This is a genomic window from Rhodococcus artemisiae (genome assembly GCF_036327795.1).
GTDB lineage: Bacteria > Actinomycetota > Actinomycetes > Mycobacteriales > Mycobacteriaceae > Rhodococcus > Rhodococcus artemisiae.
This window is the reverse complement of sequence record NZ_JAUTXY010000010.1, coordinates 265245-280005: the sequence shown is the minus strand read 5'-3', so window position 1 is coordinate 280005 and position 14761 is coordinate 265245. Positions and strand designations below refer to the sequence as shown.

Annotated in this window: 13 protein-coding genes; all 13 read right to left on the bottom strand. The window is 66.6% G+C overall.

Annotated features, from left to right (window positions below; all coding sequences use genetic code 11):
* Window positions 1–380: 380 nt before the first annotated feature.
* The 13 genes from tyrS to Q7514_RS21290 all read right to left on the bottom strand — a co-directional run bounded on the left by tyrS (window position 381) and on the right by Q7514_RS21290 (window position 14723).
* A complete protein-coding gene (gene tyrS, locus Q7514_RS21350) occupies window positions 381–1658 on the bottom strand; it encodes a tyrosine--tRNA ligase (protein ID WP_330135241.1) in 1278 nt (425 codons plus the stop codon).
* 22 nt (window positions 1659–1680) lie between these two features.
* A complete protein-coding gene (locus Q7514_RS21345) occupies window positions 1681–2298 on the bottom strand; it encodes a DNA-3-methyladenine glycosylase (RefSeq protein ID WP_330135240.1) in 618 nt (205 codons plus the stop codon).
* Window positions 2283–2504: a Trm112 family protein gene (locus Q7514_RS21340; protein WP_330135239.1), complete on the bottom strand. Its 222-nt coding sequence runs from the start codon at window positions 2502–2504 to the stop codon at window positions 2283–2285. The genes Q7514_RS21345 and Q7514_RS21340 overlap by 16 nt, the downstream gene beginning before the upstream one ends.
* 39 nt (window positions 2505–2543) lie before the next feature.
* The gene (locus Q7514_RS21335; RefSeq protein ID WP_330135238.1) at window positions 2544–5531 is read right to left on the bottom strand and encodes an alpha/beta fold hydrolase; all 2988 of its coding nucleotides are present in this window, start codon (window positions 5529–5531) and stop codon (window positions 2544–2546) included.
* A gap of 134 nt (window positions 5532–5665) precedes the next feature.
* Window positions 5666–7090 carry an argininosuccinate lyase gene (gene argH, locus Q7514_RS21330; RefSeq protein WP_330135237.1) on the bottom strand — a complete coding sequence of 475 codons (1425 nt, stop codon included), beginning with the start codon at window positions 7088–7090 and terminating at the stop codon, window positions 5666–5668.
* 3 nt (window positions 7091–7093) lie between these two features.
* Entirely contained in the window at window positions 7094–8293 is a 1200-nt protein-coding gene (locus Q7514_RS21325) for an argininosuccinate synthase (RefSeq protein WP_054717188.1), read from the bottom strand.
* Between the two features lie 48 nt (window positions 8294–8341).
* Complete coding sequence (locus tag Q7514_RS21320) at window positions 8342–8851, bottom strand: arginine repressor (RefSeq protein WP_330135236.1); 510 nt, start codon at window positions 8849–8851, stop codon at window positions 8342–8344.
* Window positions 8852–8853: 2 nt separating this feature from the next.
* Entirely contained in the window at window positions 8854–9783 is a 930-nt protein-coding gene (gene argF / locus Q7514_RS21315) for an ornithine carbamoyltransferase (RefSeq protein ID WP_330135235.1), read from the bottom strand.
* Window positions 9784–9785: 2 nt separating this feature from the next.
* The gene (locus Q7514_RS21310; protein ID WP_330135234.1) at window positions 9786–10976 is read right to left on the bottom strand and encodes an acetylornithine transaminase; all 1191 of its coding nucleotides are present in this window, start codon (window positions 10974–10976) and stop codon (window positions 9786–9788) included.
* Window positions 10973–11884, bottom strand: coding sequence for an acetylglutamate kinase (gene argB / locus Q7514_RS21305; protein WP_330135233.1), 912 nt, complete (start codon window positions 11882–11884; stop codon window positions 10973–10975). The genes Q7514_RS21310 and argB overlap by 4 nt, the downstream gene beginning before the upstream one ends.
* Before the next feature lie 40 nt (window positions 11885–11924).
* A complete protein-coding gene (argJ, locus tag Q7514_RS21300) occupies window positions 11925–13181 on the bottom strand; it encodes a bifunctional glutamate N-acetyltransferase/amino-acid acetyltransferase ArgJ (RefSeq protein WP_330135232.1) in 1257 nt (418 codons plus the stop codon).
* On the bottom strand, window positions 13178–14251 hold the full coding sequence (argC, locus tag Q7514_RS21295) for an N-acetyl-gamma-glutamyl-phosphate reductase (protein ID WP_330135231.1): 1074 nt from the start codon (window positions 14249–14251) through the stop codon (window positions 13178–13180). The genes argJ and argC overlap by 4 nt, the downstream gene beginning before the upstream one ends.
* A gap of 55 nt (window positions 14252–14306) precedes the next feature.
* Window positions 14307–14723, bottom strand: a complete 417-nt coding sequence (locus Q7514_RS21290; protein ID WP_330135230.1) for a hypothetical protein — start codon at window positions 14721–14723, stop codon at window positions 14307–14309.
* Between the last annotated feature and the right edge of the window lie 38 nt (window positions 14724–14761).

Genomic DNA, 14761 nt, shown 5'->3' with positions numbered 1-14761 from the left:
CACCACAGACGGAAGAATGTGATGATCAGCAAAACAACCACCCACAAAAATGTGGGGGTCGCACCAAAACAATATTGGCACTGACATTCATCGGCACACTGTTGAGTTCTCAAAGAACACGCACACACCGTCGCTGTTCGAAAATACTTCCGAACCGCTCCGGGGCAACCGCTCCAACCTATCACAGACACTCTTGCAGGACAAAGCCCGCTTCGAATTCTCGCTGTGATCATCCTTGCAGACCTGAACACTACCATATACCCGACCCTTTCGGTTCGGGTTGGTGTCCCTGTCGCTCGAACGAGAACAAAGTTACGCCACCGCCAACGGAGCGTCAAATCGCCTGGTCAGACCCCTGCAGCGGTGGCGTCACCCTCGTGTCAGTCCTTCATGACGCGCACTCCGGCGAAGTTACGTTTACCGCGACGCACGACCATCCACTGGCCGTGGAGCAGATCATTCTCCGACGGCGTCCAATCCTCGCTCGAGACGCGGACATTGTTGACCGACGCACCACCCTCCTTGACTGTCCGCCGTGCCGCGCCCTTGCTCTCACACAGCTCCGTCGCGACGAGAAGGTCGACGATGGTGTTCGGATCGCCTGCCCGCACCTCCGCAACCGACGCCTCGGTCAACGCTGCAGCGAGCGTTCCTTCGTCGAGCTCCGCGAGTTCGCCGCGCCCGAACAACGCGAGGCTGGCGAGCTCGACGGCACGAGTATTCGCTTCACCGTGGACAAGGGTGGTCATCTCCGCTGCGAGACGCTTCTGTGCCTCGCGGGCGTGCGGACGTTCGGCAGTTGCGGTTTCGAGCTCCGCCAGCTCCTCTCGCGACAGGAACGTGAACCACCGCAGGTACTTGATCACGTCGGCGTCCGCCGCGTTGACGAAGTACTGGTACCACGCGTACGGGCTCGTCATCTCCGGGTCGAGCCACAGGCTTCCACCGCCGGTCGACTTCCCGAACTTCTTGCCGTCCGAGGACGTCACGAGCGGAACGGTCAGGGCATGTACCGAGGCTCCGTCTGTGCGTCGATTCAGTTCGACACCGGCGATGATGTTGCCCCACTGATCGGAGCCACCGACCTGGAGCGCACACCCGTACTTGCGGCGAAGTTCCACGTAGTCGTTGGCCTGCAGCAGCATGTAACTGAACTCGGTGTACGAGATACCGTCGCCCTCGAGTCTGCGTTTGACAGTGTCGCGCGCGAGCATGACGTTGACCGAGAAGTGCTTACCGATGTCCCGCAGGAAATCGACGACACTGAGCTGACCCGTCCAGTCGAGGTTGTTCACCACGACTGCGCCGGTGTCCGGGTCGCCGAAGTCGACGAATCGTTCGAGCTGGCCGCGAATGCGCTCTGACCAATCGGCAACAGTGTCGGCAGACTGCATGGTCCGCTCCCCCACGTCGCGCGGATCGCCGATCATGCCGGTCGCACCGCCGGCGAGCACGATCGGCCGGTGGCCTGCGCGCTGGAAACGCTCGAGCGCGAGCAGCGGAACGAGGTGACCTGCGTGCAGACTCGGCCCGGTCGGGTCGAATCCGGCATAGAGCGTGATCGGACCTGCATCGAGGTCCCGTCGGAGTGCGTCGAGATCGGTCGATTGGGCAATGAGCCCGCGCCAGGTCAGTTCGTCCAGAATTTGCTCAATCACCGTTCGATCATCCCATTACGGTTCAGGGCATCGGAGCGCGTGGGCTCCTTCGGTATACGGAGACACCGATTCCACCGGGGATCCACAACCGCCACGGCCGGTCGGCAGCGACACTGATCCCCACTCTCGGACCGGCCCCCACCTGTGATTTCGCATCGGAGAGGGTGACCGGTACCCGCGCGTCCGGCGCGAAGACGTCGAGACCGTTGTCGTCGAGAGTCAGACCCAGTGCTTCCGCAAGATTTCCGGGGCCGCGCGCGAGATTCTCCACGGGGGTCCCGGGTGTTCGCCGGGTCCGCACTGCCGATTCGCCGGTGATCACTTCGGCACCGCGCAACAGCACCGCGGAGGCTACGCCGGGGGGACCGACCGAGATATTCGCGCAGTGGTGGATGCCGTAGCTGCGATACACGTACAGGTGACCGGCCGGTCCGAACATGACCCGGTTGCGGCCGGTCGGACCACGGTACGAGTGTGCCGCCGGGTCCGGCCACGGGCCATCTTCAGGTCCGCCGTACGCCTCGACCTCGGTGATACGCAGCGTCACCTCACCGACGCTGATATGAGCAGCCAGCAAAGCGCGGGCCGCGGCAACCGGATCGAGTGCCGAGAGACGATCCGAGATCAGCTCGCGGCCCATCCGGCGACCCCGCGCGCGACGAAGTCCTCGTGCTCGGCGTCAGAGACGTCACGCGCGTCGTCGACGAGCAGAACCGGGATTCCGTTCTCGATGGGATAGGCGCGGCGCAGCCTGGGGTTGTACAGAACCGTGTCGTCGACGAGGAGAAGCGGCCCCTTGTCCTGTGGGCAGGCCAGGATGCTCAACAGTGTGGGATCGACGGCCACGGATGTCCTCTCGACGAGCTGATGGTGAACGCGCCCAGGCTACCGCGCCGCCGGACCGGTCCGGTCCGTGCCCGACTTCCACTTGGTCGCCACGGCCTTGGTGAACCGCCGGTACGTTCCCGTCGCCGGGTCTGCATACCAGGTCCGAACGCTGGGAGCAGGCAACCCTCGCGCACACAGAACCTCGGTGATCGGGCGATACGAAGGGCCGAGGGGGATCTCGGCGACCACATGTACCAGGTCCGGACGCTCACCGACCGGCAGAGCATCGAGCGCCACGGTGATCTCGGCGGCGGTCGGCGCACGATTCTCACGGAGCGTGACCGCCGCCACCGCGATGTGACGGTGACCGACGGTGACGCCGTACGACACGGCGAGGTCCACCCGGGGAAGGCTGCCGAGGACGTCGACGACCGGCTGCGCATAGACCGGACCATGTTGTGTCACGGTGACGGAACGCTTGTTGTCGAGGAGCCAGAAGTCGCCGTCGGTATCGCGGCGGAACAGATTCTCGGTGGGCACCCAGGCGTCGCCCGGTTCGAAAAGGCCGCGCATGACACCGGTGATCGCCTCGGCGGAGTGACCCCGTCGGCCGAGCAGCAGCCCGACCTCGTCAGGGTCACATTCCCGCACGAATCCACGATCGTCTTCGAGGAGTCGACCGGACACCGGATCGTAGGAAGCCAGTCGGACATCGGCGCTTCCCGGCAACGGGCGCCCCTTCGAGCCGATCTTCGCCCCAGAGACGTTCGCGAGCACGATGTCGCCCTCGGTCGAGGCGTAGAACTCGAGCACTCGGGCAGGTGCGAAGCGCTCCATGGTGCGTCGCCACAGACCGGGCGTCATGCCGGAGCCGAGGAACAGCCGGATGGGATGGATGTCGTCGGCATGCGATGAGGAGCTGTCGAGGATCGAACGCAGCATCGACCATGTATAGGTCACCACTGTCACGCCGTACCGATGAATCTCGTCGCGGAAGCGCGTGGGGTCCAGCTCCCGCGACAAGGCGATCCGCGCGCCACCCGCGAGCGCACCTCCGAGCCCGACGAGGAGTCCGGACGAATGATGTAGAGGTGCAAGGCAATACATTGTGTCGCCGCGGTCGAGCGACGCCGCGGTGGCGGTTCCGAAGGCCGACAGTGCCCACCTGTGGTTCGTGATCCGCTTCATCTCGAGCGTATCGCCACTGCCGGTGAACAACACGAATGCCAGCTCGCGGGCGAGGCCGGGATTCGGGACGTACCAGCCCGGTAACTCCACCGTCGACACGTCGACACGTTCGAGGTCGACCACCTCGGCTCCCGGAGGGAATTCGAGTTCACGAAGGTTTCCACCGCCCAGGACGAGCACAGGAAGACCGGTTGCGGTTGCGCGGTCGAGGTGCTCCGGGTCGGCGACGATCGTCTCCACAGCACCGAGCCTGATGGCTTCGGCGAGATCGGGACCCTCGGACAGCATCACCGACACGCCACCGAGCCGTGACACCGCCGCCACCGCGGCCATCGCGCTCGGGCGGGTTCCCATCAGGACACCGACGTGCATGGCAGGGCGGATGCCGCAGCCGATGAGTCCGAGGACAATGTTGTCGATCCTCGTGTCGACGACCTCGTACGTGTACACCCGGTCGTCGTAGATGAAGCAATCGCGATGCGACGCCTTGCGGGCCTGTTCCGCGAGGAGACTTCCCACGGAGACACGCGTATGCGATTGGAGCTGTCCCAACCGCGCGAGCCGCGGCAGGGCACGTACCGCCTCGCCCGACAGTTCACGGGCTCCACGCACCGCGCCGGCCGCGAGTCCGGCAAGACCCCCGACGACTTCGGTGCCGACCTCGGCGATGGTCGTCGCGGTATGGGTGATGCGATTGCCGATCGTCACACCGGTCTCACCTTCACCGTGCGGATCCGGCGTCTCCATCGGTGCCACGCCGACCGGCCGGTCCCCCTGACCGTCACGCCACTGCACCCATTCACTCACCGCGGGCCATGTCTGTTGTGCAGCAACGGATCCCACCACCAGCCCGAAGTGGCCCGCACGCAGTGAGTATTCGTACACCTCGGCACGTGGAGCAGCCTTGCGAATACCGCGCACGGCGAGTGGCTGGCCGATGTCGTCGACCTCGCCCACGAACGCGAGAACCGGGCAGGTGATCTCCGCGAGGCTGACGGCGCGGTCGTTGATCACGAACCCGCCGCTCATCATCCGGTTGTGTGCGATGAACTGTCGTAGTAGTTCGGCCACCGCCGGGCCGGACCACGCAACCCAGCCTTCGGTGTCCAGGAACCTGCGCTGAGGCTCTCGCGGCAGCAGTGCCTCACGATCGTGCAGTTGCAGGAGGAAGTCGATACGCGAGCGCACGGTCTTGACCGGATCGAGGAACTGGAAGCCCGCGCGCGCCATCCAGCCCGAGATCGCAAGGCGGTTGAACACGTGGTCTGCGAGGAAATCGGCCGATCGGACGGCAACTGCGTCAGGTATACCGAAGGGAAGCGCAGCCAGAGTGTCCACGGGGCTGCCGAACGTCACGAGGCTCGCGATGCCGCGGCTCCGTCGATATGCCGCCGCTTGGTAGCAGAACATGCCGCCCTGCGAGTAGCCCGACAGATGGACGGCACGGCCGGTGTAGTCGTGAACTCGATCGACGACCTCGTCGAGGGCGACGATGTGATCGGTGAGGGTCCGCCTCCACCCGCCCTCTTCCTGATCCGGGGACCCGAAGTCGACGACCCAGGGGTCGAGGCCCATCGAGTGCAGCAATCCGACAGCGCCCGCCTCCGGGGTGACGTCGTACACGTCGGCCGACATCATCATCGGCGGCACCAACACGATCGGGATTCCCGAGGCGGCGGTGTCGGATTCGGGGAAGTACCGCCGCAGTCGGTACATCGGAGTGCGGACGACGACCTGGAACGGGGACGGTGTCGCCCCTGATTCCAGGCCGCCGAATCGCACCACTTCGAGACCGTTCTGCGCCGTCGCGACCACACGACGCAGGGATCCGATCACAGCGTCACCGCTCAGCTCCACCTACCGCCCCCTCCATCCGGTGTTCCGGCACACCCGGTCGACGGCTCTCAGCCTGCCACACGGCGGGCAACTGTCGGTGTCGCGCCGGTGAGTGTCCCCGACAGCGCGTGTCGTGTCCCGAACTCGTCACTCTGTCAGGAACGCACCCATGAACGCAGGTCCTGCACTACCTCGCGTACTCCGTCGAGTTGCTCGACGACCCGGACCCCTGCCGTGCCACCACGCGCGTTCCGCGAGGCGACCGATCCTTGGACCGTGAGCACCTCGCGGACCCGGGACGTGAGCGCGGGATCGATCGCGACGAGTTCGTCGTCGGTCAGCTCGTCGAGCCCGACGCCGCGCCCTTCCGCGACTCGAACGCACGCCCCGGCCGCTTCGTGTGCGACACGAAACGGCACGCCCTGACGGACCATCCACTCGGCAATGTCGGTGGCGAGGGTGAATCCGGCCGGTGCGAGTTCTGCCATACGGTCGGTGTGGAACGTAAGTGTCGCGATGAGCCCGGCGATCGCGGGCAGCAACAACTCGAGCTGCGCAACCGAATCGAAGACCGGTTCCTTGTCTTCCTGCAGATCGCGGTTGTAGGCGAGCGGCTGCGCCTTGAGCGTGGCCAGCAGCCCGGTGAGGTTGCCGATCAGACGTCCGGCCTTGCCCCGGGTGAGTTCGGAGACGTCGGGGTTCTTCTTCTGCGGCATGATCGACGATCCGGTGGACCACGCATCGGCGAGCGTGACGTAACCGAATTCTGGGGTGCTCCAGAGGATCACCTCCTCTGCCATGCGCGACAGGTCGACAGCGATCTGCGCGAACACGAACGCAGCCTCGGCTGCGAAGTCGCGCGAACTGGTCGCATCGATCGAGTTGTTCGCGGCCGAGTCGAATCCGAGATCCGCTGCGATCGCATCCGGGTCGAGTCCGAGCGAGGACCCTGCGAGTGCGCCCGAGCCGTACGGCGACACGGCCGCACGCTTGTCGAAGTCGCGCAGGCGGTCGACGTCGCGCAACAGCGGATGCGCGTGCGCAAGCAGGTGATGCGCGAGGAGCACGGGCTGCGCCGCCTGCAGGTGCGTCTTACCGGGCATGATGGCGTCCGGATGGGCCGCAGCCTGGCCGGCGATGGCGTCGGCGACGTCGAGTACTCCGTCGGCGATGCGCCGTGCGGCATCGCGAAGCCACATGCGAAACAGTGTGGCGACCTGGTCGTTGCGCGACCGGCCCGCCCGCAACCGTCCTCCGACCTCGGGGCCGACCCGCTCGATGAGAGCGCGTTCGAGGGCACCGTGCACATCCTCGTCGGATTCGGCCGGGGCGAACGCGCCGGACGCGACGTCCGCGGCGAGTCGTTCGAGACCGTCGAGCATCGTCGCGAGATCGGCGTCGGTCAGCAGCCCCGCACCATGGAGGATCTTCGCGTGGGCCTGCGACGCGCGTACGTCGTACGGGGCGAGCACCCAGTCGAAGTGCGTGGACTTGCTCAGAGCCGCCATGGCGGCGGCAGGTCCGGATTCGAACCTGCCGCCCCACAGAGCACCTTCGTTGGTGCCGTGAGCTTCGGTCATCGCTTACAGTCCCAGGTCCCGCTTGGCCGCAACCTTCGAGGAGAGGCCGTGGATCTGCACGAAGCCCTTGGCATTCGACTGATCGAAACTGTCGCCCTCGTCGTAGGTGGCCAGGTTGAAGTCGTACAGCGACTCGGGGCTGCGGCGGCCGTTGACCGAGATGTGCCCGCCGTGCATGACCATGCGGATGTCGCCGGTGACCCGTTCCTGGGTCTTCTCGACGAAGGCGTCGAGCGCGTACTTGAGCGGAGAGAACCACAGGCCGTCGTAGACCAGCTCACTCCAGCGCTCTTCGACGCGACGCTTGTAGCGGCCGAGCTCACGTTCCAGGGTGACGTGCTCGAGTTCCTGGTGGGCGGTGATCAGCGCGATGGCTCCGGGAGCCTCGTAGATCTCGCGGCTCTTGATGCCGACGAGGCGGTCCTCGACCATGTCGAGGCGGCCCACGCCCTGAGCGCCGGCGCGCTTGTTGAGCTGCTGGATCGCTTCGAGCACGGTGACGTGCTTGCCGTCGATGGCGACGGGGCGTCCACCCTCGAAGCTGATGATGACTTCGTCGGGCGCCTGCCAGTTGAGAGTGGGGTCCTCGGTGTAGTCGTAGACGTCCTTGGTGGGAGCGTTCCACAGGTCCTCGAGGAAGCCGGTCTCGACGGCACGTCCCCACACGTTCTGATCGATGGAGAACGGCGACTTCTTCGTCACGTTGATCGGCAGGCCGTGCTCGCCGGCGAACGCGATGGCCTTCTCGCGGGTCCAGGCGTAGTCGCGGACGGGCGCGATGACCTGCAGATCGGGGGCGAGAGCGCCGAAGCCGACCTCGAAGCGGACCTGGTCGTTGCCCTTGCCGGTGCAGCCGTGGGAGACGATGGTGCCCCCGTGCTCGCGGGCAGCCTGCACGATGTGCTTCACGATCAGCGGGCGGCTGATCGCGGAGACCAGTGGATACCGGTCCATGTAGAGGGCGTTGGCCTGCACGGTGGGCAGGCAGTATTCGGTCGCGAACTCGTCCTTGGCGTCGACGACGACGGATTCGACAGCACCGCAGTCGAGGGCGCGCTGACGCACGACCTCCATGTCCTCGCCGCCCTGGCCGAGGTCGATGGCGACGGCGACGACCTCCTTGCCGGTCTCCTTGCCGATCCAGCTGATGGCAACGGAGGTGTCCAGCCCGCCCGAGTAGGCGAGTACGACGCGATCGGCCATGGTGATTGTGCTCCTTCTTGTTTTCGACGTACGTCTATCAGTGGTAGGTCAGGCGAGTGATTCGATTTTCGTAGCCAGGTCGGCTCCCGTAGTCGGTTCCCGAGCGATCACCGCGATGGTGTCGTCTCCCGCAATCGTCCCGACCACTTCCGGTAATGATGCACGATCGAGTGCACTGGCCAGATAGTGCGCTGCCCCGGGTGGCGTCCGCAACACCGCGATGTTGCCACTCGAGTCGGTCGAGACCAGAAGCTCACCGAGGAGTTTCGACAGGCGGTCGGTGCCTCCGGTGACCCCGCGTACCGGACTTCCGTCTTCTGGGACGACATACACGCCCGCTCCCCCGTCGGCCGCCCGGAGCTTGACGGCTCCGAGCTCCTCGAGGTCGCGGGACAACGTGGCGGTCGAGACTTCGATGCCCTCATCGGCGAGCAGGGTCGCGAGCTCGGTATGACTGCGCACCGCGCAGGTTGCCAGCAGCGCGATGATGCGTGCCTGCCGGGCCGCTCGAGTCGGGGCACTCACCGCAATGTCGTCTCGGCCGTGCACGGTGCTCATCGTCAGCTCCGACTCTGTTCGAGCAGCCACACGAGCAGAGCCTTCTGCGCGTGCAGACGGTTCTCGGCCTCGTCCCACACCACCGCACGGGGGCCGTCGATGACCTCGGCGGTGATCTCCTTGCCGCGGTAGGCAGGAAGGCAGTGCAGCACGATCGAATCGGATTCGGACAAGGCGACGATCTCGTCGTTCAGCTGGAACGGCCGGAACACCGCCTCGCGGTCGAGGCCGTCGTTCTCCTGTCCCATGGACACCCACGTGTCGGTGACGAGGACGTCGGCGCCCTCTGCAGCGGCCCGGGCGTCGCCGATGATGGTGATGCTTCCGCCGGTCTGCTCGGCGCGAGCGCGGGTGGCCTCGACGACCTCGGGGTCCGGTACGAACCCGTCCGGAGTCGCGATCGTGATGTGCATGCCGGCGGTGACGCCTCCGAGCATCAGCGAATGCGCCATGTTGTTGGCACCGTCACCGAAGTACGTCATCTTCAGGCCGGCGGTGCTGCCCTTGTTCTCGCGGATGGTCTGCAGGTCTGCGAGGACCTGACAGGGGTGGAACGTGTCGGTGAGCGCGTTGACCACGGGCACCTCGGAGTGGGCCGCGAGCGTCTCGACGCGGTCCTGTCCGTACGTGCGCCAGACCACCGCTTTGGTGAAGCGGGAGAACATGCGCGCGGTGTCGTCGAGGGTTTCGCCCTTGCCGATCTGGGTGGCGCCGGCATCGACGACGATCGCGTGCCCGCCGAGTTGTGCAATACCCGCATCGAACGAGAAGCGAGTCCGCGTGGACGTCTTGTCGAACAGGACAGCGACGCTGTACGGGCCTTCGAGGGGGCGACGCGAGAGCGGGTTCTTCTTCAGCTCTGCGGCGAGTTCGAGGACTTCGTTCTGTTCCGTCGGCGTGAGGTCGTCGTCGCGGAGGAAATGCCTGACCATGCTCACCGGTCTCCTTCTCGGGATGCGGCGTCGAGAATGTCCGGAAGCGCAGTGACGAACCCGTTCGCCTGCTCCTCGGTGAGGATGAGCGGAGGTGCGAGCCGGATCACGTCGGGTGCGGCGGCGTTGACCAGGAATCCTGCGTCGCGAGCGCAGGTTTCGACGGCAGCGGCCTTCGTGTCGGTGAGCACGACGCCGAGGAGCAGGCCCGAACCGCGCACGTGTTCCACGAGTGGGTGTCCGAGTTCTTCGATTCCGGCAGAGAGGGTCTTGCCCACCGAATCGACGTGGTCGAGTAGGTTCTGCTCGTCGATGGTGCGCAGCACGGCGAGCGCGGCCGCCGCGCACACAGGATTGCCACCGAAGGTTGTGCCGTGCTTGCCGGGGGTGAGCAGGTCTGCGGCGGGCCCGGTCGCGAGGACCGCACCGATGGGCAGGCCACCGCCGAGTCCCTTGGCGAGGGTCATCACGTCGGGAACGATGCCCGCTGCCTGGTGCGCGAAGTAGGTACCTGTGCGGGCGACGCCGGTCTGCACCTCGTCGAGCACGAGCAGGGCGCCGTGTTCGGAGGTGAGGCGACGTGCGCCGGCAAGGTAACCCTCGGGTGGCACGACGACGCCGGACTCGCCCATGATCGGTTCGAGGAACACGGCGGCGGTGGTGTCGTCGATCGCAGCGGTGAGCGCGTCGAGGTCGCCGTACGGGACGAATTCGACGCCGGCAGGCATCGGTTCGAACGGTGCGCGCTTGTCCGGTTGGCCCGTGAGCGCGAGGGCGCCCATGGTGCGGCCATGGAATGCCTTCTCGGCGGCGATGATCTTGGGGCGACCGGTGAGCCGCGCGATCTTGAACGCGGCTTCGTTGGCTTCGGTGCCGGAGTTACAGAAGAACGCGCGGCCCGGGTGCCCCCAGAGTCCGAGGAGTTGCTCGGCGAGGTCGAGCACCGGCTGCGACGCATATAGGTTCGACACATGACCGAGCTGGTTGAGCTGCCCGGTTACTGCCTCGATGATGGCCGGATGGCGGTGACCGAGGCTGTTGACCGCGATTCCGCCGAGCAGATCGAGATACTGCTTGCCGTCGGCGTCGGTGAGAACGGCACCGTCACCGGCGACCAGTGCAACCTTGGGTACGCCGTAGTTGTTCATCAATGAGCCTGACCAGCGCTGCTGGAGCTCGGACGTGCCGGTCATGCGGCGCCTTCCTTGTCGGGGGCAGGCACCACCATGGTGCCGATGCCTTCTTCGGTGAACAGTTCGAGCAGCACGGAATGCGGCTGGCGTCCGTCGATGACGTGCGCTGTGGGAACTCCGCCCTGCACGGCGCGCAGGCACGCCTCCATCTTGGGGACCATGCCGGAGTCGAGTGACGGCAGGAGAGTCCCGAGCGCGGCAGTGTCGATCGACGAGGTGAGCGAGCTGCGGTCGGGCCAGGCGGTGTAGAGACCTTCGACGTCGGTGAGGACGACGAGTTTCTCCGCGCCGAGCGCCTCGGCGAGGGCTGCGGCGGCAGTGTCGGCGTTGATGTTGTGCACGACGCCGTCGGCGTCGGGCGCGATCGTCGACACCACGGGGATGCGGCCCGCCGCGATGAGGTCGAGCACCGCGGCGGGGTCGACAGTGGTGACGTCACCGACGAGTCCGATGTCGGTGTCGCTTCCGTCGACGACGACGGTGCGACGGGTTGCGGTGAACAGTTGCGCGTCTTCACCGGAGATCCCGACCGCGAACGGCCCGTGGCTGTTGATCAGGCCGACGAGTTCGCGGCCGACCTGTCCGAACAGCACCATGCGTACGACATCCATGACCTCGGGTGTGGTCACGCGGAAGCCGCCACGGAACTCGCCTTCCATGCCGAGCCGCTTCAGCATGGCGTTGATCTGAGGGCCACCGCCGTGCACCACGACGGGGTGGATGCCGACCGTGCGCAGGAACGCCATGTCGGCGGCGAATGCAGCTTTGAGGATGTCGTCGGTCATGGCGTTGCCGCCGTACTTGACGACGACGATCTTGTCGCGGAACTTCTGCAGCCATGGCAGGGCTTCGGCGAGTACGAACGCCTTCTGGTGCGAGGTCAGGCTCGCGATGAGGTCGTCGGTCATGAGGTCTCCTGTATCGACCGGTGAGGGTGGGGCCGCCCGATCAGGACGAGTAGGCCGAGTTCTCTTCGACGTAGGCATGGGAGAGGTCCGTGGTCCGGATGGACACTTCGGCGTCGCCGACACCGAGGTCGATCTCCAATGCGATGTCGATACCGGACAGGTCCACCTCACGGGCGCCGGGTGCCCCGACACCGTCGATGCACACCGGGCGTCCGTTGAACGTCACCGAGATCTTGTCGGGGTCGAGCTCGATAGGGGCGATGCCGATCGCAGCGAGGACGCGACCCCAGTTGGGGTCGGAGCCGAACAGTGCGGTCTTGACGAGGCTGTCGCGGGCAACTGTGCGGGCACCGATCAGTGCGTGGGATTCGGAGGCGGCACCGCGCACCGTGACAGTGACGCGCTTGGTGACGCCCTCGGCGTCGGCCATCATCTGCGCTGCGAGATCGTCGCACACGGCGAGGACGGCGGCGTTGAGTTCGTCCTGGTTCGGGGTGACGCCGCTGGCGCCGGACGCGAGGAGCAGAACCGTGTCGTTGGTACTGGTGGCACCGTCGATGTCGAGCCGGTCGAACGTCATGCGGGTCGCGCCGCGTAACGCTTCGTCGAGTTGCTCGGCGGTCGCGACGGCGTCGGTGGTGAGGACGACGAGCATCGTGGCCAGGGCGGGGGCGAGCATGCCGGCTCCCTTGCCCATGCCGCCGACGTTCCACTTGTCGGCGTGGTGCAACGCGACCTGCTTGGGGACGGTGTCTGTAGTCATGATCGCGTAGGCGGCGTCGGTTCCGCCGGAGATTCCGCCGGCCAGTTCGTGGACGATCTCCTCGACACCGGCGAGGACCTTGTCCATGGGCAGGCGGTCACCGATCAGGCCGGTGGAACACACGGCGACCTCACCGGCGCCGGTGTCGGTGCCCCAGTTGCTGAGCGCGGCAGCGAGGGCCTCAGCGGTCGCGTGGGTGTCCTGGAAACCGCCGGGGCCGGTGCACGCGTTGGCGCCCCCCGAGTTGAGGACCACGGCACGCAGGGCGTTCGAAGCCAGCACCTGTTGTGACCACAGGACGGGTGCGGCCTTGACCTTGTTGGTGGTGAACACACCGGCGGCGGCGAGGTCGGGGCCTTCGTTGACGACGAGCGCGAGGTCAGGGTTGCCGCTGGCCTTGATACCGGCCCGGATCCCGGCGCCCCGGAATCCGGCGGGTGAGGTCACGCCCTGGGTGCGGATCAGCCGGCCCCCGGCGATCTCGACGGCGTCGGCGTAGACGTGCTCGGCGTGCTTGTCGGTGTTGTCGGTCACGGTGCCACTCCCACGGTGGGCAGGCCTGCGGTCTCGGCAAGACCGACGGCGAGGTTCATGGACTGGACGGCACCACCCGCAGTGCCCTTGGTGAGGTTGTCGATCGCGGCGATTGCGATCAGCAGTCCGGCGTCGGTGTCGACGGTGACGGCGATCTGCACGGCATTTGATCCGACTACGGCGCCGGTCGCAGGCAGCGCTCCCTCGGGAAGCAGATGCACGAACGGTTCGTCGGCGTAGGCCTTCTCGTAGACGGCGCGCACCTCTGCTGCCGACGCGGTGGTCGGTGCCGTGCACGTCGCCAGGATCCCGCGGGGCATCGGCGCCAGCACGGGGGTGAACGAGACGGTTACGGGTGTGCCTGCGAGCGCGGACAGGTTCTGCTTGATCTCGGGGGTGTGCCGATGTGCGCCTGCGACGCCGTAGGCGCGGGCCGAGCCCATCACTTCGGAACCGAGTAGGTCGACCCGCGGGGACTTGCCTGCGCCGGAGGTGCCGGAGACCGCGACGATCTGGACCGTGGGCTCGACGATCCCCGCTGCGACGGCCGGCGCCAGCGCGAGTGTCGCGGACGTCGGGTAGCAGCCGGGAACCGCGATGCGGGTGGCACCGGTGAGTTGCTCCCGCTTTCCGGTGAGTTCCGGTAGTCCGTACGGCCAGGTGCCGGCGTGGTCGGTGCCGTACCAGCGCTGCCAGTCGTCGGCGTCCTCGAGCCGGAAGTCCGCGCCGCAGTCGATCACGACGGTGGTGTCGGGGAGCTGTGCGGCGAGTGCAGCGGAGTGTCCGTGCGGCAGCCCGAGGAAGACCACGTCGTGACCGGCGAGGGAGTCGAGGTCGGTCGGCGCGAGCACTCGTTCCGCGAGTGGGTGCAGGTGCGGATGGAACTCGCGCAGGGTGGCGCCGGCGTTGCCGCCCGCAGTGAGCGCGCCGATGACAAGGGAGCCGTCCAGATAGGCGGGGTGTGCGAGGAGCAGGCGCAGGACCTCGCCGCCCGCGTAGCCGCTGGCGCCCGCGACCGCGACCCGGAGAGGCGACCGCGGTGTCGCTGTGAATGCCGGTGAGTTACCCATGCGGTTGATTATGCACCGTTGTGCAACTTATTTCATCACCGGGGTGGGGGCGGGCTCAGGTGTTCTTCAGTGACCGCCGGATCTCGTCGAGTTTGTCGGCCGCGGCCTTCTTCCGATCCTCGTACTTCTCGTCGAGGGTCCGACCGGTCGCACTCTCGTGGGCCAGTTCCTCCATGCCGATCGCTGTCCCCGCTCGGCGCTCGATCTTGTCGCGTACCGAGTCGAAGGTCGGCACCCCACCTTCGGTGTATCCGGTGATCTCCTCGATCGTGGGCGCCCGAGTCCCGGTCGGTGTGATGTCGGGATCGGGCGTCGGCTCCGGATCGATCGGTGGGACGTCGGGTATCGATGGGCCGGGCGGTACGTCGGGCACCGACGGCGTGTCAGGTCCGGCGGGGGTCACGTCCGGTACGGGTTCCTCCGGCTTGTCGGGATCCGGTACCCGCCCGGGAGGCGATTCATGCGTGCTCATCTTCCCAGGCTACGTCGCGCATCCACCTGCCGCTGCCG